Annotated in this window: 23 protein-coding genes; 21 read left to right on the top strand and 2 right to left on the bottom strand. The window is 54.5% G+C overall.

The window, feature by feature from the left end:
- Positions 1-168 precede the first annotated feature (168 nt).
- The 16 genes from flhA to CPA50_RS04850 all read left to right on the top strand — a co-directional run bounded on the left by flhA (position 169) and on the right by CPA50_RS04850 (position 17706).
- Positions 169-2349, top strand: a complete 2181-nt coding sequence (flhA, locus tag CPA50_RS04775) for a flagellar biosynthesis protein FlhA (protein ID WP_096781303.1) — start codon at positions 169-171, stop codon at positions 2347-2349.
- A gap of 60 nt (positions 2350-2409) precedes the next feature.
- Positions 2410-3729, top strand: coding sequence for a flagellar biosynthesis protein FlhF (gene flhF, locus CPA50_RS04780; protein WP_096781304.1), 1320 nt, complete (start codon positions 2410-2412; stop codon positions 3727-3729).
- Positions 3730-3801: 72 nt separating this feature from the next.
- On the top strand, positions 3802-4614 hold the full coding sequence (locus CPA50_RS04785; RefSeq protein ID WP_096781305.1) for a MinD/ParA family protein: 813 nt from the start codon (positions 3802-3804) through the stop codon (positions 4612-4614).
- Positions 4615-4643: 29 nt separating this feature from the next.
- Entirely contained in the window at positions 4644-5387 is a 744-nt protein-coding gene (locus CPA50_RS04790; protein WP_096781306.1) for an RNA polymerase sigma factor FliA, read from the top strand.
- Between the two features lie 161 nt (positions 5388-5548).
- Entirely contained in the window at positions 5549-5932 is a 384-nt protein-coding gene (gene cheY / locus CPA50_RS04795) for a chemotaxis response regulator CheY (RefSeq protein WP_096781307.1), read from the top strand.
- A gap of 20 nt (positions 5933-5952) precedes the next feature.
- Positions 5953-6738, top strand: a complete 786-nt coding sequence (locus CPA50_RS04800) for a protein phosphatase CheZ (RefSeq protein ID WP_096782335.1) — start codon at positions 5953-5955, stop codon at positions 6736-6738.
- Positions 6739-6755: 17 nt separating this feature from the next.
- On the top strand, positions 6756-8870 hold the full coding sequence (locus CPA50_RS04805) for a chemotaxis protein CheA (RefSeq protein WP_096781308.1): 2115 nt from the start codon (positions 6756-6758) through the stop codon (positions 8868-8870).
- A gap of 39 nt (positions 8871-8909) precedes the next feature.
- Positions 8910-10043: a protein-glutamate methylesterase/protein-glutamine glutaminase gene (locus tag CPA50_RS04810; RefSeq protein WP_096781309.1), complete on the top strand. Its 1134-nt coding sequence runs from the start codon at positions 8910-8912 to the stop codon at positions 10041-10043.
- Entirely contained in the window at positions 10043-10783 is a 741-nt protein-coding gene (locus CPA50_RS04815; protein WP_096781310.1) for a flagellar motor protein, read from the top strand. The genes CPA50_RS04810 and CPA50_RS04815 overlap by 1 nt, the downstream gene beginning before the upstream one ends.
- 18 nt (positions 10784-10801) lie before the next feature.
- Positions 10802-11584: a flagellar motor protein MotD gene (gene motD / locus CPA50_RS04820; protein WP_096781311.1), complete on the top strand. Its 783-nt coding sequence runs from the start codon at positions 10802-10804 to the stop codon at positions 11582-11584.
- A 96-nt stretch (positions 11585-11680) separates the two neighbouring features.
- The gene (locus CPA50_RS04825) at positions 11681-12478 is read left to right on the top strand and encodes a ParA family protein (RefSeq protein WP_096781312.1); all 798 of its coding nucleotides are present in this window, start codon (positions 11681-11683) and stop codon (positions 12476-12478) included.
- Complete coding sequence (locus CPA50_RS04830; RefSeq protein ID WP_096781313.1) at positions 12471-13214, top strand: chemotaxis protein CheW; 744 nt, start codon at positions 12471-12473, stop codon at positions 13212-13214. The genes CPA50_RS04825 and CPA50_RS04830 overlap by 8 nt, the downstream gene beginning before the upstream one ends.
- Before the next feature lie 133 nt (positions 13215-13347).
- A complete protein-coding gene (locus CPA50_RS04835; protein ID WP_096781314.1) occupies positions 13348-13836 on the top strand; it encodes a chemotaxis protein CheW in 489 nt (162 codons plus the stop codon).
- Positions 13837-13904: 68 nt separating this feature from the next.
- Positions 13905-14297: a DUF2802 domain-containing protein gene (locus tag CPA50_RS04840; protein WP_096781315.1), complete on the top strand. Its 393-nt coding sequence runs from the start codon at positions 13905-13907 to the stop codon at positions 14295-14297.
- Between the two features lie 26 nt (positions 14298-14323).
- Positions 14324-16606 carry an ATPase, T2SS/T4P/T4SS family gene (locus CPA50_RS04845; RefSeq protein WP_096781316.1) on the top strand — a complete coding sequence of 761 codons (2283 nt, stop codon included), beginning with the start codon at positions 14324-14326 and terminating at the stop codon, positions 16604-16606.
- Positions 16603-17706: an ATP-binding protein gene (locus tag CPA50_RS04850; protein ID WP_096781317.1), complete on the top strand. Its 1104-nt coding sequence runs from the start codon at positions 16603-16605 to the stop codon at positions 17704-17706. The genes CPA50_RS04845 and CPA50_RS04850 overlap by 4 nt, the downstream gene beginning before the upstream one ends.
- On the opposite strand, the gene CPA50_RS04855 is transcribed toward CPA50_RS04850, so the two are convergent.
- Positions 17692-18033 carry an EscU/YscU/HrcU family type III secretion system export apparatus switch protein gene (locus CPA50_RS04855; RefSeq protein WP_096781318.1) on the bottom strand — a complete coding sequence of 114 codons (342 nt, stop codon included), beginning with the start codon at positions 18031-18033 and terminating at the stop codon, positions 17692-17694. The genes CPA50_RS04850 and CPA50_RS04855 overlap by 15 nt on opposite strands.
- Positions 18030-19382 carry a flagellar hook-length control protein FliK gene (locus CPA50_RS04860; protein ID WP_096781319.1) on the bottom strand — a complete coding sequence of 451 codons (1353 nt, stop codon included), beginning with the start codon at positions 19380-19382 and terminating at the stop codon, positions 18030-18032. Before CPA50_RS04860 ends, CPA50_RS04855 begins: the two co-directional genes overlap by 4 nt.
- Before the next feature lie 125 nt (positions 19383-19507).
- Here CPA50_RS04860 and ccmA point away from each other — a divergent pair, with 125 nt between their 5' ends.
- Genes ccmA through ccmE form a run of 5 tightly spaced genes read left to right on the top strand, consistent with a single transcriptional unit; the run spans position 19508 to position 22372 of the window.
- Positions 19508-20149 (top strand): cytochrome c biogenesis heme-transporting ATPase CcmA, encoded by a 642-nt coding sequence (gene ccmA / locus CPA50_RS04865; protein WP_096781320.1) that lies wholly within the window; start codon positions 19508-19510, stop codon positions 20147-20149.
- Entirely contained in the window at positions 20139-20864 is a 726-nt protein-coding gene (gene ccmB / locus CPA50_RS04870; RefSeq protein WP_096781321.1) for a heme exporter protein CcmB, read from the top strand. The genes ccmA and ccmB overlap by 11 nt, the downstream gene beginning before the upstream one ends.
- Before the next feature lie 32 nt (positions 20865-20896).
- The gene (gene ccmC, locus CPA50_RS04875; protein ID WP_096781322.1) at positions 20897-21640 is read left to right on the top strand and encodes a heme ABC transporter permease CcmC; all 744 of its coding nucleotides are present in this window, start codon (positions 20897-20899) and stop codon (positions 21638-21640) included.
- A 3-nt stretch (positions 21641-21643) separates the two neighbouring features.
- The gene (gene ccmD, locus CPA50_RS04880) at positions 21644-21883 is read left to right on the top strand and encodes a heme exporter protein CcmD (RefSeq protein ID WP_096781323.1); all 240 of its coding nucleotides are present in this window, start codon (positions 21644-21646) and stop codon (positions 21881-21883) included.
- Between the two features lie 15 nt (positions 21884-21898).
- Positions 21899-22372 carry a cytochrome c maturation protein CcmE gene (ccmE, locus tag CPA50_RS04885; protein WP_096781324.1) on the top strand — a complete coding sequence of 158 codons (474 nt, stop codon included), beginning with the start codon at positions 21899-21901 and terminating at the stop codon, positions 22370-22372.
- The last annotated feature ends 16 nt before the right edge of the window (positions 22373-22388 follow it).

The raw sequence follows: 22388 nt of genomic DNA on the forward strand, positions 1-22388 counted from the left end.
AAGGATACCGCATCTTGGAATGTGAGTCAGGCAGGGAAAGCCTGCTCCCGGCCGAAAAATGCCTCACGGTGGTACGGATCTTGCGGTATCTCTGTAAAAGACGCACCGGCGTCAGAATTTCGACCCTGAATACGCCACCAGAAACAGCGAATCGGAGATGCTTCCGGCATGGACAGAGCTTTAGTCCTTAATAACGTCAAATCCCTGACGCGGGGCAACCTCGGTGTGCCCGTCATGCTGATGGGTCTGCTGGGCATGATGATCCTGCCCATGCCCGCGTTTTTACTGGATGTATTTTTCACGTTCAACATCACGCTCTCCATTGTCATTCTGCTGGTGTGCGTATACGCACTCCGGCCCATGGAGTTTGCGTCTTTCCCGACGGTATTGCTGGTAGCTACTCTGCTGCGTCTGGCTTTGAACGTGGCGTCCACCCGGATTGTGTTGCTGGAGGGGCATGAGGGCGGAGATGCAGCGGGGAAGGTTATTGAGTCTTTCGGTGCGGTGCTCATTGGTGGTAACTACGCCGTTGGCCTGGTCGTATTCGCGATTCTTATGATTATTAACTTTTTGGTTGTCACCAAGGGCGCAGGCCGGGTTTCAGAGGTAAGTGCCCGTTTTACCCTGGATGCAATGCCAGGCAAGCAAATGGCTATCGATGCTGACCTGAACGCAGGACTGGTTAATCAGGATGAAGCCAAGCACCGGCGCGCCGAGATTGCGCAGGAGGCTGATTTTTATGGATCTATGGACGGTGCATCCAAGTTCGTCAAAGGTGATGCGGTTGCAGGTCTGTTGATCCTGGCAATCAATATTATTGGCGGTGTGGCCATTGGTATGGTCCAGCATGGTCTGGATTTCGGTCTCGCCATGGAGCGCTATGCGCTGCTTACCATTGGTGACGGTCTTGTCGCCCAGATCCCGTCACTTCTGCTTTCTACCTCTGCGGCAATCATGGTTACCCGGGTAACGTCCAGTCAGGATATGGGGGGGCAGATTCTTCAGCAGATGTTCAATGCACCCAAGGCCCTGGCGATAGCAGCGGGTATTCTTCTCATGCTGGGACTGATTCCGGGCATGCCCCATGTGGCGTTTCTGGGGCTGGGGAGCCTTGCGGCCGCGGGAGCCTGGTTTATCTGGAAGAAAGACCGGCAGGTTATAGAAGAGGGTGGTGCATTCCCCGGTCGTGGTGGCGCTGGCGTCGTTCCTGGTCAGGGAGGGCGTGACATGCCGCTGGGCGGTGATGCTGGCGGCGATCAGGGGCGCCAGTTACCCGCGCCGGGAGAAACCCGGGAACTGGGTTGGGACGATGTGGCAACGGTGGATGTTGTCGGGCTGGAAGTTGGCTACCGTCTGATACCTCTGGTCGACAAGTCCCAGGGTGGTCAGTTGCTTAGCCGTATCAAGGGTGTCCGTAAAAAACTGTCGCAGGATATGGGGTTCCTGATGCCGTCGGTGCACATTCGTGACAACCTGGATCTCATGCCAAATGTGTATCGCATCACCCTGATGGGAGTGACCATAGCCGAGGCGGAAATACACCCCGACCGGGAACTTGCGATCGATCCCGGTCAGGTATTCGGGAAAATCGAAGGGGTAGAAGGTAAAGATCCGGCCTTTGGTCTGGATGCGACCTGGATTGAGCCGGAGAAGAAAGATCAGGCCCAGACCCTTGGCTATACGGTGGTTGATGCCAGTACGGTAGTTGCGACGCATCTGAATCAGGTTCTGCAAAAGCATGCCCACGAACTGCTGGGGCACGAAGAAGTTCAGAAATGGCTGGATCAGCTGGAAAAAGCTTCACCCAAGCTGGCTGAAGAGTTGGTGCCGACGACGGTATCCATCAGTCTTTTGTTGAAAGTGCTTCAGAATCTTCTTAAAGAAGAGGTGCCCATACGTGATATGCGCTCCATTGCCGAGTCTATTGTAAACGTGCATCCGAAGAGCCAGGACCCGAAGTTGCTGACTACAGTAGCGCGTCAGGCCCTGCGTCGGATGATCGTTCAGAGCATCTGTGGCAACGATCAGGAGATACCGGTGATTACGCTGGATCCGGATCTGGAACAGTTATTGCTAAAGTCTGTTCAACAGAGTCAACAAACTGGCGGTCAGGAAGATATAGGCATGGTTCTGGAGCCGAATATGGTGGAGAAGCTGCAGCGTTCTCTGAAAGATAGTGTGCAGCGGCAGGAAATGCTGGGTAAACCCGCCATTCTGCTGGTATCCGGCCCGCTGAGGCCAGTACTTGCCAGGTTTGCAAGTTACGGTGTGGAGCGCCTGCATGTGCTTTCGTATCAGGAAATACCGGATAACAAGCAAATTACGATCGTGGCGTCCGTGGGCCAGTAAGCACACGGATGAAAGAACGGATAACGCCAAAACAGCGTTGCCGGTGGAGGATGCACTAATATGAAAGTGAAACGTTTTTTTGCCAAAAGCATGGCTGAAGCGCTGAAACAGATCAGTGAGCAGATGGGGCCAGATGCTGTCATCCTTTCTAACCGGCGGGTAGACGGGGGCGTTGAAATTGTCTCTGCGCTGGATTACGACGAAAATATGGCGCGCCAGAGTCTTGGCGAAAAAGCCAGTGAGGCTACCAACGGTGCCCGGCTTGCCGAAATGCAGGCAGAAAAGCACCGTAAGCTGGAAGATGAGCTAAGCCGGTCCCGTACGCGTATTCAGGATGTTCGCGAAAAACGGGCTGTGCGCAGCCAGGGCTATGCAGAAGCTTCGTTTTCTGGACTGCATGAGGCAAAGAACGAAGGCTTTGAGGAGCCCGTCGTCGCGAGCGCCGGCAGCAGTACAGATTATTCCGGTGAGCTGGCCAGTATGCGTGCCGAAATCAGTTCGCTACGGGATCTGATGAGCGGCTCTCGTGGTGAACCGGAAAAGACTGGCGTTAACGCAGTCCAGCAACGGCTTGCTGAACGGTTGCAGGAGTTCGGCCTGAGCCCGGATCTGGCCGGCTCTCTCTCTCGTCGACACAAAGGCGGAAAACTGGATGACGGCTGGAAGCAGGCTTTGAAAATGCTTGTTGCCGGTGTGCGTACACCCGCACAGGAGTGGCTGGATGAGGGCGGCGTTTATGCATTGGTCGGCCCCACGGGCTCCGGGAAAACCACCACGATCGGGAAACTTGCTGCCCGTTATGTGCTGAAACATGGAGCTGACTCTTTGGCCCTTGTCACCACAGATCGTTACCGGGTTGCTGCCCATGAGCAGCTTTTTGTATTTGGCCGGATTCTGAATGTGCCGGTTCGGGTCGTGGACGAAAGCCATACCCTGGATGATATTCTTGACGAGCTTTCGGATCGCCATCTAGTGCTGATTGATACTGCGGGGCTGACCAGCTCCGACAAAGGTTATCAGGAACAGCTGACGGAGCTGGCCCGTAGTCACCACAAGGTGCGTACCCACCTCGTAGTTTCCGCAACCAGCCAGCCGCGTATTATGAAATCCGTATGGCATTGCTATAAGATGGCAAATCTAACGGGTTGTGTGATGACAAAAATTGACGAGGCTTTGACTCTGGGTGAATCTCTTGGCTTTGTGATGGAAACCGGGTTGCCGGTGGCCTATTACACAAACGGGCAAAAAATCCCCGGAGACCTGCATCATGCTGAAGCTGTTCCGCTTGTGCGGCTGGCTGTCGAGCGCCTCAAAACGCTTCAGCAACAGGCTGCAGCAGAGCTACCGTCAGGTGCGGATCGCCCACGCGAAACGGCATGAAACCCTGATAATCCGAGTTTTGTATAGCTGTGAATCATATCCGGCTAAACGTTGCGAGAGATAACAAATAGTATGAGCAGAGCACATCCGGTACAGGTGATCGCAGTTTCCGGCGGCAAGGGCGGCGTCGGTAAGAGTAATGTGTCGGTTAATCTGGGCATCGCTTTGGCCCAGAAGGGCAGGCGTGTGGTTCTGCTGGATGCTGACCTTGGTCTGGGCAATATCGATGTGCTGCTCGGGATTACGGCTAACCGTAATCTGCAGGATGTGCTGTCGGGCGAGTGCGATCTTAAAGACGTGCTGGTTGACGGCCCGGGCGGTATCAAGATCGTTCCGGCATCTTCCGGCACTCAACGCATGACCCAGCTCAGCCCTCTGGAACATGCAGGCCTGATTAATGCTTTCAGCGAGCTGGGTGATCAGATTGATGTGCTTATTGTGGACACGGCAGCAGGTATTTCCGAGGCGGTTGTAAGCTTTCTTCGGGCTTCCCAGGAGTTGCTGCTGGTGGTTTGCGATGAGCCGACATCCATCACTGATGCTTATGCTCTGATCAAGCTGATGAATCGTGACTACGCCACTAACCGGTTTCGCATTCTTGCCAATCAGGTGAGCAGCGAGCAGGAAGGTCGTCATTTGTTCGAAAAACTGACCCGGGTTACTGAACGCTTTCTGGATGTGGCATTACAATATGTAGGTATGGTGCCTTACGACGAAGCCGTGAAGAAAGCGGTTCAGCGCCAGAAAGCCGTGCTGGACGCTTATCCCCGGGCTAAAGCCTCGCTCGCGATCAAGGCGCTGGCTGACAAAGTTGAGAGCTGGCCTCTACCTTCATCTCCCCGGGGACATCTGGAGTTTTTTGTGGAGCGGCTCGTCGAAGTCTGAAACGGATCCCGTCAAACAATACCGGATACATGACATTGACGAAAAATCTGGGAATCTATAACCAGAGTGGCGTAAAGAGTTCCTCAGAACTGATTGAGGCGCATGCGCCCCTGGTCAAGAAAATAGCTCTTCATCTACTTGCCCGGCTGCCGGCCTCTGTGCAGCTGGACGACCTTATGCAGGCCGGCATGATTGGATTGCTGGAGGCTGCCCAACGCTATAGTTCCACCAAAGGCGCTACCTTCGAGACATATGCCGGTATACGCATTCGCGGTTCTATGGTGGATGAGATCCGTAAAGGTGACTGGGTGCCCCGCTCGGTCCACCGGAATGCCCGCCGGGTTAGCCAGGCAATCAGGACAGTTGAAAACCGTATGGGGCGCGAGGCCCAGGACGCGGAGGTTGCCGAAGAACTCGGTATGGAGCTTTCTGAATACCACTCTACTTTGTCCGATGCGAGCAGTGGCCGACTTTTTAGCCTTGATGAGCTCAATGAATCCGGAGACCTGCCGATAGAAGAAACAGAGACCAGAGATAATCCTCTGGACGGGCTGGCTTCAGATTCTTTCCGGAGCAGTCTGGCCGCGGCCATTGAGCAGCTTCCGGAGCGTGAAAAGCTGGTTCTGAGCCTGTATTACCAGGAGGAACTGAATCTCAAGGAAATTGGCGCTGTGCTGGGTGTCAGTGAAAGCAGAGTCAGCCAGATTCACAGTCAGGCGGCGTTGAGGCTGCGTGGCAGGCTCTCGGAATGGCGCCATGAAGATGGCAGTTAGGCCCGGCTTAGGTGTCCGGATCGTGCTTGAGTGTAGTATTTGGTAACCGGTGCTTTACAACCGTGATAAAGATCAGACAATAGATGGTTAAATCAGCGGCCTGCAACACTTTGAGCGCAAAGGTCAAAACGAATTCCGGGTCTTATTAACTGGAGGTCCCTTTGGACAAGAACATGAAGATTCTCATTGTGGACGATTTCTCCACAATGCGACGGATTATCAAGAACCTGCTCCGTGATCTGGGCTTTACAAATACGGATGAAGCGGATGACGGCAACACTGCTCTGCCCATGCTGAAAAGCGGCAAGTACGATTTTCTGGTGACAGACTGGAATATGCCTGGAATGTCTGGCTTTGACCTGCTTAAAGCGGTACGTGCGGATGACAGCCTGAAGACCCTCCCTGTTCTGATGGTGACGGCTGAAGCCAAGCGCGACCAGATTGTGGCTGCTGCCCAGGCCGGCGTTAATGGGTATGTTGTAAAGCCTTTCACCGCAGCCGTTCTCAAAGAAAAAATTGAGAAGATCTTTGAACGAATCCAGTAAGCAGAGATTGGATGGATCGTATGAGCGATAACAAAAAGATCCACCGCGGTCTCGAGCCGGAAGTAACTGAAAAGCTTCGACATCAAGCGGCGGAACTCAATCAGAGCATTGAAAGCGGGGATTATGCCCGTGCCATGGTTCTGATTAATGAATTAGGCGAGGTCCGGGATCAGAGTCTGTATCGGGAAGTTGGCCGGCTGACCCGTACGCTTCATGAATCAATCCGCAATTTTCAAATAGATCCACGCAGTGCCGAACAGAAAGAAGTTCTGTCGATGATGACAGACGCCTCAGACCGGCTCGCTTACGTGGTTCAGATGACTGGCCAGGCTGCCAACCGCACCATGGATCTGGTTGAAGAAAGTATGCCAGTTGCAAACGCAGTACGTGACGAAGCCTCTGCTTTGCGGGAGGAATGGCAACGCCTGCGCCGTCGTGAGATGCAACCGGCAGAGTTTCGTGAGCTGTATGGCCGGATTGATAATTTTTTTGTGAGCCTGACCAAGGACGCAGACACCATCTATAGCAGTCTTTCGGAAATTCTGTTGGCACAGGATTTCCAGGACCTGACCGGACAGGTCATCCAGCGCGTAACGACACTGGTCAAAGACGTGGAAGAACAGATGCTCAGCCTGGTGGTTATGGCCAGCCATGTTGATCAGCTCACTGGTACTGTGCATCAGATTGACAATGAAGAAGTGTCTGCTGAGCAGGGTGTGGGGCCTCAGATGAAGGCTGAAGAGCGTGAAGATGTAGTCTCGGGACAAAACGACGTAGATGACCTGTTGTCCAGTCTCGGTTTCTGAATATATGAGGGTAACCCATGGCGTTTGATGCCGATGATGAGATCCTGCAGGACTTTCTTGTAGAGGCCGGAGAGATTCTCGAAAAGTTGTCTGAACAACTTGTCGATCTTGAGCAACACCCTGATGACAGCGATCTTCTCAACGCCATCTTTCGTGGGTTTCATACCGTCAAGGGTGGTGCAGGCTTTCTTCAGCTTGATGCTCTGGTCAATTGTTGCCACTCGGCAGAGAACGTTTTCGATATTCTGCGCAACCATAAGCGGAAGGTGGATTCGGAACTTATGGATGTGGTCCTGGAAGTCCTGGATCACGTTAATGCCATGTTTGAGCAAGTCCGCAATCGCGAAGAGCTGACGTTCGCACCTGTTGAACTGATTGCTGCACTGGACGCTCTGGCTTTGCCTCAGGATGCTACTGCGCAGAGCGCCGGCCAGGAGCCAGGCTCTGAACAGGAAGGCCTCCCGGCAGCTTCCTCTGATGGTGGTGACATCACTGACGATGAGTTTGAACAGCTGCTGGATGCTTTGCAGGCGGATACGCCCAGTCCCGTGACTGACAGCAAACTGCCGGCTGGCAAAAGTGATGAAGCTGGCGATGACATAACAGATGACGAATTTGAAGCTTTACTGGATGAACTTCACGGTAAGGGTAATTTTGTCGCTCAGTCGGCTCCCGAAGCAGAGGCCGACGCTCCGGCTGCGGGTAACCCGGGAACAGACAGCGGTAGTGGGCTGATCAGCGACGACGAATTTGAAAAGCTCCTGGACGAACTCCATGGCAAGGGTGGCAGCCCGACAACCGGCAACTCCGGCAAAAAGCCAGCCGGGCCTGCTCAGGAAAAAGCTGAACCCGCTAAAGCAGGTACTGAGAAGGACAGGAGTGACTCCCAGCCGGATATCCCTGTGCCGGCCAAGAAAGTTCCGGCCAGGAAAGATACCCCGGCGGCTTCCCCAAGGGAGCAGGCTCCGGTAGCAGAAACCACCGTCCGCGTTGATACCAAACGTCTGGACGATATCATGAATATGGTAGGAGAGCTGGTGCTGGTGCGTAACCGGTTGCAGCGCCTGGGTTCTGCAAGTGAAGACGAGCATATGCACAAGGCAGTCTCCAGCCTTGATGTTGTGACTACCGATCTTCAGGCGGCTGTAATGCAAACCCGGATGCAGCCTATCAAGAAAGTGTTCGGTCGCTTCCCTCGTGTTGTTCGCGATCTTGCGCGCAGCATGAAAAAAGAAGTGAATCTGGTCATGCACGGTGAGGATACGGATCTCGACAAAAATCTCGTCGAAGCCCTTTCTGACCCGCTTGTTCACCTGGTCCGGAACTCGGTGGATCACGGTATTGAAGCTCCGGATGTGCGCGAAAAAGCCGGCAAGCCAAGGCAGGGTACAGTCACCCTTTCTGCGGAGCAGGAAGGTGATCATATTCTTCTTTCCATTGATGACGATGGCGCCGGAATGGATCCTGAAGTACTGCGACGCAAAGCAGTAGAAAAAGGAATCTACGACCAGGATGCTGCTGACCGCCTGACAGAAACCGAGTGCTTTAACCTGATTTTTGCAGCAGGTTTCTCCACCAAAGAACAGATTTCTGACGTTTCCGGTCGTGGTGTTGGTATGGACGTGGTCAAGACCAAGATCGGTCAGCTCAACGGCCAGCTCAGTATTGTTTCAGAATTGGGCAAAGGCTCACGCATTATTATCAAAGTACCTCTGACGCTGGCGATCATGCCAACGCTGATGATTATGCTTGGTGATCAGTCCTTTGCCCTGCCTCTGGTGAATGTAGTGGAAATTTTCCACCTGAACCTGAGTCGCACCAACATAGTTGATGGCCGGGAATGTATCGTTGTGCGCGATAAGGTATTCCCCCTGTTTCATATAAAACGCTGGCTGGTGAAAGGTTCGGCAGGCAATGTTGATCCTGAAAACGGGCATGTAGTGATCGTGGCCATGGGTACCCGGCAGGTTGGTTTTGTTGTTGATCAACTGGTGGGCCAGGAAGAGGTGGTTATCAAGCCTCTTGGGCGTGGGCTTCAGGGCACACCGGGTATGGCTGGCGCAACAATTACCGGCGATGGCCGCATTGCGCTCATTATTGATGTACCCAGCCTGCTGCAGCATTACAGCTGAGCATTCCGTCGGAACAAAAGGTTTTGGTAGGAGACATGGATGACAGTTTCTGTCCTGGTCGTTGATGATTCAGGGTTCTTCCGCAAACGGCTGACGGCGATACTGACTGCGTCCGGGCAAATCCGCGTGGTGGGTGTTGCTTCCAATGGCCGTGAAGGCGTAGAACTGGCCGAATCGCTGCGTCCGGATGTCATTACGATGGATTACGAGATGCCGGTGATGGACGGTATTTCGGCCGTGCGCGAGATTATGAAGACGCATCCGGTACCTGTGTTGATGTTTTCTTCTCTGACATATGAAGGTGCCAGAGTTACGCTGGACGCGCTCGAAGCCGGTGCCGTGGATTTTCTGCCCAAGAACTTTGAAGAAATTGCCCGGGATGGCAGTCAACTACAGAAAATACTGATTGATCGCGTGTTGGATGTTGCACGTAGCCGGCCTGTAGGTCGTGTTATGCCTGCGCCAACGCGCTCCCGGGAATCTGTAAAGCCGGCTGCAAAGACTGCTGCTCCGGCTCCCGGGCCAGTGCCAAAACCTGCTGTTCCGAGCCGCCAGGAGCAATCCCCGCAGCCCGCACGTCCTTCCCGAAAAGGCCCGGCGCGCCACTATGCTGTTGTCGGGATCGGAACCTCTACCGGAGGCCCGGTTGCACTCCAGCGCGTGCTGGCGGCATTGCCGGCGGCGTTTCCTTCACCAATTGTGTTGGTGCAACATATGCCCGCGAGCTTCACTCCGGCGTTTGCGGAGAGGCTTAATAAACTTTGCAGGATCGAAGTCCGCCAGGCTGAGGATGGCGATATGCTTCAGCCCGGGCTGGCGTTGCTTGCCCCGGGTGGCAAACAGATGATGATTGAAAACCGGGGTGGTCGGCCACGGGTACGTATTTTGCCGGGAGACGAGCGCTTGAACTACCGGCCTTGCGTAGATGTCACCTTTGGCTCTCTGGCCCGTTCCTTCCCCGGCAAAACCCTTGGTGTGATCCTTACGGGAATGGGAGCGGACGGCAGGGAGGGCTGTCGCATGATGAAGCAAAGCGGATCTCAAATCTGGTCTCAGGATGAAAAATCCTCAGTGATCTATGGCATGCCCATGGCTGTTGCTAAAGCTGGCCTGAGTGATGAAGTTCTGGCTCTGGATGACGTAGCTCCCCGATTGATTGAAGGTGTCTGCTGATGGATGTCCTCAGTCTGCTGGGTGTCGTTCTGGCATTTGCAGCCATTCTTGGGGGCAACCTGCTGGAAGGTGGTGCGCTGAGCTCACTCTTCAATGGCCCGGCGGCCATTATCGTTATTGGTGGCACTCTGGCGGCGACCATTCTTCAGACCTCCTGGCCGACGTTGAAACGGGCCTGTGCCCAGGCCAGATGGGTGTTTGTCCCGCCCTTTATCAGTATCGAAGATGGTATTGGCAAGGTGATCGACTGGAGTGTGAAGGCCCGGAAACAGGGGCTTCTGGGGCTTGAGGGGCTGGCCGAGAAAGAGCCGGAAGATTTTGCCCGCAAAGGTTTGCAGCTACTGGTGGACGGGGCTGAAACAGAAACTATCCGAAGCATCATGGAAATTGACCTGGATTGTCGGGAGCAACGGGATCTGGAAGCTGCCAAGGTGTTTGAAGCCATGGGCGGATACTCGCCGACGATCGGCATCATTGGCGCAGTTATGGGGCTGATTCAGGTAATGACTAACCTTGAAGATCCCCAGTCGCTCGGCAGTGGCATTGCCACTGCTTTTGTGGCAACTATCTACGGGGTAGCACTGGCAAACCTGTTTTTCTTTCCAGTTGCCAACAAGTTGCGGGGTCTGGTTAAAGAGCGCTCAAGATACGAAGACATGATGATCGATGGCATTATCGCCATCGCGGAGGGTGAGAACCCGAAATCCATTGAATTGCGTCTGCGGGGCTTCCTGCAGTAAGCACACCCGGTTCCTAATATGCGGCGTCGCAGGCAACCACAGGATGATTTGCACAACAAGGAACGTTGGCTGATTTCCTATGCGGATTTCATAACCCTGCTATTTGCTTTTTTTGTAGTGATGTACTCGGTGTCGTCGGTAAATGAAGGCAAGTACAAGGTACTCTCAGAAACCTTAACCGGGGTTTTTAACGCGCCTCAGAGATCCTTTCAGCCCATTGAAGTGGGTGATCAGCCCCGCCGCCCTGCGGTGAGTGTCTCGGAGGATGTTATTCCTCCAGTCGTGACGGAAGCGCCCAGAAATCCGGAGCAGGATGCCCGGGAGCGTACGGAAGATCTGCGAGACATGGCAAACCAGCTCGAGATAGAGTTTGGTGATCTGATCAATCGTGGCGTCGTTACTCTGGAAACCAACGACCGCTGGCTGGCGCTTAACTTACCGGACAGTTTGTTATTCGGTAGCGGTGATGCCGAGCCGCATTACGACGCGTTTGGTGTTATCGAGAAGATCTCAGGGGTTCTCCGGAACAGGGATAACGCAGTAAAAGTTGAAGGATTTACCGACAACCAGCCAATTCGTACGCCCCGCTTTCCCTCGAATTGGGAGTTGTCAGCGGCTCGGGCTGCTGCAGTCGTGCGCATGTTGGATATGGAAGGTATCGAACCTGAACGGCTTGCGGCAGTTGGATACGGACAGCATCAGCCTGTAGCTCGCAATGACACTGAAGAAGGGCGTCGGAGAAACCGGCGTGTCGTGCTTCTTATTTCCCGCGATGCCAGTATCCGGGGTGTCATGCGCTAGAACTCCGTTTCCGTTCAAGTTGTCTGACCTCTGGCCGATAAAATGATTACAGCGGGTTTCAGTGGCTTGCAATAACGTATTTTCCGGAGAGAAAACGTGCGAATCTGGGCAGTAGCCAATCAGAAAGGTGGTGTGGGTAAAACCACCTCGGTAGTCGCTTTAGGCGGTTTGCTGGCAGAACGCGGTAAGCGCGTCCTCGTAGTTGATCTTGATCCCCATGGCTCTCTGACCAGTTGGTTCGGATACGACCCGGACACGCTTGCCCACAGTGTTTTTGACCTGTTTCAACATCAGGGCAAGGTACCTGAAGGTCTTCCCGCCCAGCTTATTACAGAAACCAGTTGTCCCGGGCTGGCTCTGCTGCCAGCGAGTACGGCACTGGCTACTCTGGAGCGCCGCATGGTTGGCGTTGAGGGGATGGGGCTTATCGTTTCCCGGGCTCTTGCCCAGCTGTGGGACGATTTCGACTACGTTATTCTGGATAATACACCGTCGCTGGGTGTGCTTATGGTCAATGCACTGGCAGCCGCGCAACATCTTGTTATTCCAGTACAAACAGAGTTTCTCGCCATCAAGGGTCTTGAGCGTATGCTGCATACCTTGCAGATGATTATGCGCTCCCAGAAAAACCAGTTGCCCTATACCATCGTGCCTACAATGTTCGACCGCCGCACCCAGGCTTCAGTCAAGAGCCTTAACCTGTTGCGAAAAACCTACCAGGACAACCTGTGGAAGTTTGCGGTGCCCGTTGATACAAAATTCCGCGACGCAAGCCAGTCGGGCAATGTGCCATCGAAACTGGACTCGCAAACCCATGGTGTCCGCGCCTACCGGCATTTGCTGGATGATTTACTGGCGCGGACGGGGACTTTAAAGGAACGTCAGCATGGCTGACGAAAAATTGACAAGCCTGGCGGACCCGGCCAGTGCGATTGCCAGTTATCTGGACGAATTACTGCATACGGCAACGGATATAGCTCTGCATGAAGAGATTCGTGAGCCAGAGCCAGAATTAATGCCAGAGCCAGAGCCAGAGCCAGAGCCAGAGCCAGAGCCACGGCCGATAGTGGCAAAGCCGCGGCAAACTGCCCAGAGACAAGAGCCTGTTACTGCTGTAGCTTCAACACCTGAGCCCATGCCAGAGCCGGACACGCTTCCAACTCGCCCGGAGTGGTCGGAGCGCCCGTTCGAATGTCTGATTTTTACTGTGGCCGGTCTGCAACTGGCTGTACCTCTTGTTTTGTTGGGCGCTATTCATCAGATCGAAGGTGACATCCGGTCGATTCCTGGCAGTCCTCGCTGGTATATGGGGATACAATCGGGCGCACATCAGAATCTGCGGGTTGTGGATACGGCGGAGTGGATTATGGCTGGAAGAGTGCCGGTCAATGCCCGGGACAACTACCGTTTTGTGATCCGGCTGGATAACAGCGAGTGGGGACTGGCCTGTGATGATGTGGCTCAGTCGTTCACTCTAAGCCCGGATAACGTGCGCTGGCGTACAGCTCGCAGCAAGCGTCCCTGGCTGGCAGGAACCGTTATTGAACAGATGTGTGCTCTGGTGGATGTGCGCACCATGGCAAATTTGCTTGTACGTGCAGAGCGGGAGCAGCATCTTGATCTGAGCTGACCAGCAGGCTGGTTACTGAATGAAACCGTGCCGTGCTGGCACGATTTGTGCCCTTGAATATAGTATTGGGCACTGATGATGTTTTTTTGACGATCAGGTTGCCCGCAGGGTGGCCTAACAGGAGAGACAGGTTATGGCATCCCCGAGCGGACAGCAAAGTCAGGCCCAGGACGATCAGGTACTGCAGTATGTGACTTTCCGGCTGGATAACGAGACCTACGGTCTGAACGTTATGCAGATTCAGGAAGTATTGAGATACACAGAAATCGCGCCTGTGCCAGGCGCGCCGGATTATGTTCTGGGCATCATCAACCTGAGAGGCAACGTGGTGACGGTTATTGATACCCGCCGCCGCTTCGGGTTGGCAGATGCGGATGTTACAGATGCAACCCGGGTAGTAGTGATGGAATCGGCCGATCAGGTGATGGGTATTCTGGTGGATTCCGTGGCTGAGGTTGTGTACCTGAAAGCCAGTGAAATAGAGACCGCACCGAATGTGGGTAACGAAGAAAGTGCCAGATTTATCCAGGGTGTGTGCAACAAAGATGGTGAACTGATCATATTGGTCGAGTTCGACAAAATGCTGTCAGACCACGAATGGGCTGAAATCTCAGGACTGTAAACCGGGGTTGTACCGGACAGACCTTATGATGGACGCCTTCCGTGGCTAATAAACCGGAGACGTCCATCATGTTTACTGAAATTCCTGCTTATACCCCCTGGGTCCTGACCGCTGTAGCGCTGGTACTGGTTTTTGCGCAGGGTGTCATGCTCGGGCGCCAGAACCGGCAGCTGAAAACTCTGGTCAAGGAACGCTGTGACACTCTCGGTCGGGAATTACACGCTACGGCCAGCGGCAGTATGGGGGTGGGCCAGCGCCTTGTCGCTTGCGAACGCCAATTGCACGAGCTGCGTTCAACCATTGACGAGATGCGCCAGAACGATCCTTTGCGTATTTCTTATGACGAAGCCTCGCGGCTTGTTGATCTCGGTGCGGATATCGACGATCTTATGAACACTTGTGGGATATCCCGTCCCGAGGCCGAGCTGGTATCAGCGCTGAGAAAGCGTCAGGCGGCCTGATATTACGCTGCTACGGACGCTCTTGAATGAAGAAGGTTTACCAGAGGGCCCGTGAGGCCCTTCTTGCTGTATCCCGCCATGATTTTGTTACCGGCTCTGACCTGATTCCCTCCATGACCGGGCACTCCATTCCCCGGGAAGAGACTGTAGGCCATATTCTGTCTATCATGCCGGAAATTACTCCTGCTGATGTTGTGATGCATGTCGGGGGTGGCTCGGGCTATCTCGCAGCAGTGTTATCCAGCCTGGCCGGCCGTGTTATCTATGTAGAAAAAAACCGGCACGTTGCGGAAGCTGCAAAGGCACGTTTTTTCAGTCTTGGTATGCACAATGTGGATGTTCAGGCTCAATCGGCTGAAAGCGGTTTTGAACTCGACCAGCCCTGTGACCTGGTGCTGTGTACAACCTTCATGGCGGATCGCGATGTTTTGTCGCGTTATCTTCGGGAAGGGGGCAACCTGATTTGCCTTGAAGGGAAGGCCGGGCCCGTTCCGAGTATGGCGATGTTTGTAAAGCGTGCAGATAAACTTGAGCGCGTACGCACACTCGGATGGGTGGATTTTAACCGGAATTCCGGACAGATTCTGATCGATCTGGGTATGGTCGACGACGAAGAACTGGCGAAAGCGAAGGCCGAGGCCGAAGCTGGTAACTGTCGTGTGCTGGATGTCTTGCGCCGTAATCTGAACATTGAGGAAACCGACCTCTATCGTTCGCTGGCCCAGCAGCGGGGAATGGTTTTTGCTGAGGCTGACGAGCTTTTGCCTTCGTTGAAGACGGATCTTTTCCGGCGGTTTTCCCGCACGTTTCTGGATTTGTCCCGCATTATCCCTGTGGCCCAGGGGAATGAGAAAGTCACGTTCGTTACCGATGATCCAGACGCCCGTACTGACCAGCTGGAGCGGATGAGCCCCAATCACGTGGCGGAGTGCTGGTTGGTTACACCTACAGATTTCCGGAGAATCTGGTCGGCACTGGACCTGTCAGCAAAGGGTAACCGGTTTGCTGCAGACCAGTCAGTGCAATCGTCTTCGGGTTCGAGGGCCGGCATACAGCGAGACAGACCTTTGGGCGGTGAAACCGGAAACTATCATGTCAGCCCTTATCTGGTCTCTGTGTATGAAGCGATACTTCTGGATGCGGTCAGCGAAAAGGCCAGCGACATACACATTGAACAGTATGGGGAGCGGGTAAGAATCCGTTTGCGGGTCGATGGAGATCTTCACGATCTGGGGCAGTATCAGCTTACGCCCCGGGAAATCAAAGGCGTTATCAACATTATCAAGTTGCGGGCGGAGCTTAATATTGCCGAGCGCCGTTTGCCTCAGGGCGGGCGTTCTCGTCTGCAACTGGGGGATATGTCCTACGATTTGAGAATACAGACTCAGCCGTCACTTCATGGTGAGCATGCGGTTATCCGGCTTTTACCGCAGACGGGGCGGGCCATGACCATTGCCGAGCTGGGTATGTCACCCATCATCGGCTCCCATTACGAGCGGCTGCTTGATAACCCGGCGGGCCTTGTTCTGGTTGTGGGGCCAACCGGCTCCGGCAAGTCCACAACACTCTATGCAGGTCTGCAAACTCTCGCAGATGATGGCCGCCGGAAGGTGATTACGGTAGAGGATCCTATTGAGTACTCCATTGACAATATTCAGCAGACCCGTGTCCGGAGCGATATAGGTTTCAACTTCGCGGATGCCATGCGCGCTTTCGTGCGCGAGGATCCGGATGTGATTCTGGTGGGTGAAATTCGCGACCATGAAACCGCCCTGGAAGCTGTTCGCGCATCCCAGACGGGGCATGTTGTACTTTCTACACTGCACTGTAACGATGCGGTAGATTCCCTTCAGCGCCTGTACGATCTGGGTGTTCATCCGAACTCCATCGCCGGTGAACTGCTGGCTGTGATTGCCCAGCGTCTCGCCAAGAGAATCTGTATACACTGTCGCCAACCCGCAACGCCGGAACCGGCCATTCTTGAAGAAGTGTTCCCTGACGGGACTCCGGATAATTTCCGTTGTTTTGAAGGAGCAGGGTGCGATAAATGTAACGGTCGTGGGACTCAGGGCAGGGTGGCCATTGTAGAGTATATGGAGGTGGACGCCGACATCCGCAATGCGATTTCGAACCAGCCGCCTGTTGCTGAGCTACGCTGGCGGGCACTGGATTCAGGCCTTATCACTATGCGCGATAGCGCGCTGGATCACGTAATTGAGGGTGTTATCCCCATGTCGGAATTACCGCGTATTCTGCCTCGGGAACGTATGGCTCCGGAAGTTCGCGGTGGCCGCAGGAGTCCGTTATGAATGCCGGGAAGCAGCACAAAAAGGCCGCACAGAGGGAGTCTGCCGAGGTTGTCTTCAGTGGTGAACTGGACAAGCTTGCCACAATGGATCTTGGGCCGGTGCCTCCAGGCTGGCGCATGTCGCCACGGGCGGTTGAGAAGTTTGTCATGGGTGATGACAGTCTGGGTATAGAGCAGAAATTTGTTGCAGATCGGGCCATGGTTATCCGCATTATCATTTCTTTGTGCACCAGCCGGGGCTGTCTGCTGGTTGGTGAGCCTGGTACGGCCAAGTCCTGGCTGTCTGAACTGCTTACAGCGGCCATATCCGGAAACTCCACTCTTGCCTTGCAGGGCGGCGCTATCACGCAGGTGAGCCAGTTACTCTATGGCTGGAACGAGGCGATTCTCGCCGCCCAAGGCCCCTGCATGGAAGCTCTGGTGCCCAGCCCGCTTATGAGAGGCATGATGGAGGGTCGGCTGGTGCGATTTGAGGAAATTGCCCGCTGTCCGCAGGCTCTGCAGGATGCCATCCTGTCAGTGCTCTCCGACAGGGTTGTCGTAGTTCCGGAAATTCCCGGTGATGAGGGTGTTGTTCTGGCCAGGGAAGGTTTCAACCTGATAGCCACGTCTAATAGTGTGGATGCGGGTGTTCACGAGATGAGTGCGGCCCTGAAACGCCGCATGGACTTTGAAGAAATTCGTCCAATCAGGAATTTACCGGATGAAATCGGCGTGGTTCTGCGAGAGGTAAGCAAGGCCAATAAGCGCGCGGGTATACGCGTGGATCTGGATGAAGAGGTTATCGAGGTTCTGGTAACCATGTTTCACGAGCTGCGTAACGGCCAGACAATGGATGGCCGAAGTACCGACCGCCTGGCTGGTGCCGCACTTTCTACAGCCGAAGCTGTATCGGTTGCCCACGCTGCGAGCCTTGGTGCATGGTATTACGGTGGCGGCATTATGACCGTGGAGCAGCTGATGCATCACATCATAGGCTCAGCTCTCAAGGATCATCCGGATGACCGCCGACGGCTAAAACACTACTTTGAGACAGCAATTGCACCCCGAAAAGGGGCCGTATGGACCCAGGTATGGGCGCTGCGCTCACTCATCCATTGACGGTGACTGACTGGGAAATGAAGCGGAAGTATCCTTGCCTGCGTCTTCCGGCGTTCGGCCACGTATATGAAATGCAAACGCAAGAACTTCAGCTATAACCCGATAGAGGTTTTCGGGGATTTCCTCGTTCAGGGACAAGCGCGCAAGAATGCCCGCAAGTTCTGCATTCTCATACAGGGGCACGTTGTGTTCCCTGGCTATCCGTATGATCTCATCAGCCAGTTCGTAAGTGCCTGTGGCCGTTATGGTGGGAGCTTTCTCGCCGTCGTATTTCAGGGCAACTGCGGCGCTGGAGCCTGAAGAAAAGCTTTCGTTTTGTTTGTTCATGCCCGGGTATCCACCAATCTGTGCTCCAGCTTCGTTGCCGGGTATGAGGGGCTGCCCCGGCGGCACTCAAGGTCGGTTACTTCCAGTCCCAGGTCCATCAGGCTGCGTCGAAGAAGTGGCAGTTCTTTGTTCACCTGTTTCAGTGTGTCCTGATTTTCTGCCCACACCCGTGCGCTTATCTCCTGCTGGCGCAGGGAAACCTCAAAATTCAACGCGCCGGCCTGCTCCAGATCAACTGAAAGGTTCAGTCGCCATTCGCTGATGGCTGCCCGTTTGCGGTCATCGCCTTTCGATGAACTCTCGTTCTTGTGTTGCTCCAGGCGTAACTGGGCCATTCTCGGTTCGTTCTGGGGTGTCACCCAAGGCAGGTCCAGAAGCAGGGTTGATGTGGGCGCAGGTGCTTCTCCACCGCCACGGGCGCTGAGTATCTGGCTATGTAACTGGTTTACGGTAATCCGGTTCAGCATGCCAGCCAACATCCGTAATGTCTGACTTACTGATGCCGGTTCGGAATTACTGGTTGGTGTTGATAATGCCATTGGCTGCGGGAATTGCAGGGGGGTGCTAACCAGTCCCGGGGTGGCCAGTGGTGTAAGTCGATTGAATAAGGTGGCGGCATCACCGTTCTGCTCTGCCAGCAGGCTTGTGATCATGCGACCGATAGCGAGCTTGAGATCAGGAAGATCCGGGGAGGGCGTCCGGGCCAGACGGGATTCTGCGAACAGCCCGCTTTCGGCTATCCATTGCCGGATTTGCTGAACTGTATTGCTTTGTGAACCTGAGCCGGGCGTCAGCGTACTACTTGCAGGAAGTCGTCCAAGCAGTGTTTCAAGTGCCTGTCGTGCCGCTTCAGGCAAGGGTTGCGGACTTCGGGATGCAGGTAGCTGACCGGGTGACAGTTCGGGAATCACGCCTCGATTCAGTGCTGTCATCAGCTTTGCCAGGCCGTTGTCCAGGCTTTGCTGCCAAGGCATACGTTGGGCCAGGGCGCGGGATATGGCAGCTTCCGGCGTGGGTGCCAGTTTACCCATCAGTTGCAGTTCGTTGCCGGCGCGCATCACTTTCACCCAGTCACCACGTGCAAGCTCTGTCGCGCCAATCGCTGCGTTTACCTGAAGCGGTTTTCCCCTTACATCAAGCAGGATCTCGGCATTGCCCTGGCGGTTGATGATTTCCGACACGCGGGCCAGTATGGATTCCCGGTTTGCAAGCTGAAGCTGGTCCAGTTGCTGCCGGGCAGACATGGCTGTGGTTTCGCGGGCAGGTGGCCTGGCGTCGTTGGTTTGCGCCAGCCTTGGGGTTGCAGGCGCCGGAGAAGTGGGAGGCTGTTGATCGCTGGGTAGTTTCATCGCTGCTGACTTGATACCAGACAAGAGTATTCTGTAAACGGTTTGGTTATAATACGCCGCGCCGGCAACTATTGTCGTGAATACACCCGATGCGATTTGCGCATCGTCCTGAATACGGGGCCCCGATGTCCGAGCCGTTACTACAGGCTGTCAATCTGCAGTGTGAACGGGACAAGCGGATACTATTCCGTGAGTTATCTTTCTCCATACTGCCCGGTACGGTAACCCGTGTCGAGGGGCCAAACGGCTCAGGCAAGACAACGCTACTGCGAATACTGGCAGGTCTGAATGATGCCTGGACAGGCGAGCTGAAGTGGTGTGGATCCCCGGTAGACAGCCAGCGGGAAGTGTTTCTCAGGAACATGCTTTATCTCGGGCACCGTCCGGGGATTAAACCTCTGCTCACCCCTCTGGAAAATCTCCGGGCCTTGATGGCCGGCCGCCGGCCGGTATCTGATGAGGCATTGAGCCAGGCTTTGCAAGGTACCGGCCTGGCCGGGTTCGAAAATGTACCCTGTCGTAATTTGTCTGCAGGCCAGCAGCGGAGGGTAGCTCTGGCTCGTCTGTTGATAGCTGATGAACCGCTCTGGTTACTTGACGAGGTGTTTACCGCCATTGATTCAGATGGGGTTAAAGCGCTTGAGACTCTTTTGCAGCAGCGGGCCGCAGAGGGTGGCGCTGTGCTGGTTACGACCCATCATGACCTGGTTTTACCCGGTATGCATAAGCTGATTCTTGGAGCGGGAGGACTGTCTTATGAACGCTGAAGCCCGCCCGGAGGTTCGGCTTGCCAGCGGCAGTGTTGGTGCACTGGCTGCAATGAAAGCTGTTTTTGCGCGGGATATGAAGGTGGCGTTCCGGCAGCGTCAGGACCTGCTGAATCCGCTCCTGTTTTTTATTATGGTTGTCACCCTGTTTCCACTCGGCGTTAGCCCGGAAGTATCATTTTTGCGTGAAGCAGGAGCAGGTATTCTCTGGGTCGCGGCGCTGCTCTCCGTATTGCTGTCTCTGGACCACCTGTTCCGCCATGATTTTGATGATGGCACCCTCGAGCAACTCGTACTCCAGCCGCAGCCTCTGTTTTTGTTGATTCTGGCAAAAACCCTGGCTCACTGGATGCTGACCGGGCTGCCTCTGGTGGTGCTGACACCGGTTCTTGGCGTAATGGTGCATCTTGACGGGAACTCCATTGCGGTTTTGTGTCTAACGTTGCTGATTGGTACGCCGGTACTGAGCCTGATTGGAGCAATTGGCGCAGCCTTGACGCTTGGATTGCGCTCGGCAGGAGTGCTCTTGTCCCTGCTGATCATTCCACTGTACATTCCCGTGTTGATATTTGGCACGGGTACAGTTGCTGCGGCAGCGGAGGGAGCAGCTGTGGGAGCCTATGTGGCGCTGATGGGCGCTTTCCTGATGCTGGCGCTGACACTGGCGCCGTTTGCAGCGGCAGCAGCATTGAAAATCAGCCTGTCGAACGGGTAAAACAAGGTAAACGGTAGGACGGTGACCAACTGATGTGGCAATTTTTTCACAAACTGGGTTCCCCAAAATGGTTTTTCGGGATATCCGCCCGGTTCATGCCCTGGCTACTGGCCGGGGGAGTACTGTTGCTCATGGCCGGAGTTGTCTGGGGGCTGGCATTTGCACCCAAGGATTATCTCCAGGGCAACAGTTACCGGATTATCTTTATTCATGTTCCAACGGCGTTTATGGCTCAGTCGATATACATCATGATGGCGTCTGCGGCTGTTGTGACACTGGTCTGGCGCATGAAGCTGGCCGATGTGTTTGTCAAGGCGGTTACGCCGGTCGGGCTTGTTCTTACGTTTCTGGCACTGTTTACCGGGGCTGTCTGGGGTAAACCGACCTGGGGTACCTGGTGGATCTGGGACGCCCGGCTGACTTCCATGCTGATACTGCTGTTTCTGTATGGCGGTGTCATTGCTCTGGACCGGGCCATTAATGATGAGAAGTCCGCCGCACGTGCGGTAGCTGTACTGGTGCTGGTAGGGGTTGTGAATATACCCATTATCAAATACTCCGTGGAGTGGTGGAATACGCTGCATCAGCCTGCGACGTTTAAACTCACAGAAAAGCCGTCTATGCCTGCGGAAATGTGGGTGCCATTGCTGCTGTCAGTGCTGGGCTTGTATCTGATTTTTGGCTGGCTCGCCTGTGTCCGCATGCAAACGGAGATTCTGTCCCGGGAACAGCGTACCCGCTGGGTAAAAGAATTCGTAATGAAAGGAAGGAACTGACCGATGGCATTTGATTCCTTTTCTGCTTTTATCACTATGGATGGTCACGGCCCTTATGTGTGGGCATGTTACGCAGTTTTTTTCGTGCTGATGTTGCTGATGATGGTCGGGTCGGTACGGAGCAGGGCGGCAATTATTGAATCCTGCCGTCGTGGTTATGAGTTTCAGGCTGACAAGAGTAAAGTGGCGGCGACTTCTGCGCCCTCGGCATCCTTTGAACGCGTAAACGTTCCCCAAGACTGACTGACAGGTAAGTAAATGCATCCGATCCGTAAAAAGCGGCTGACTATTGTTCTGTTTCTTCTGGCAGGGCTTTCTATCGCTGTAGCGCTGACAACCTATGCGCTGCGCCAGAACATTAACCTGTTTTACGATCCAAGCCAGATTGCCGCCGGAGAGGCTCCGGTAGATGTGCGGATTCGGGCGGGAGGTATGGTGGAAGAAGGCTCGGTCATGCGGGACACGGAGAGTTTGAAGGTAGAGTTCATGGTAACCGACTTCAATGCATCGGTCCCCGTTGAGTACGTTGGTATCTTGCCGGACCTGTTTGCGGAAGGTCAGGGTATCGTTGCAATGGGCAAGCTTAACAACGAAGGCCGTTTCGTCGCAGATCAGGTTCTGGCCAAACATGATGAAAATTATATGCCCCCGGAAGTTGCTGACGCCCTGGAAAAGGCTTCGAAAGCAGGTGGGCAATCGATGCCCGGCAACGCCGTGCCTGCAACTAATTAAACACATCACATTCAAC

Origin of the sequence: Marinobacter sp. ANT_B65 (assembly GCF_002407605.1) — a bacterium.
Taxonomy (GTDB): Bacteria; Pseudomonadota; Gammaproteobacteria; order Pseudomonadales; family Oleiphilaceae; genus Marinobacter.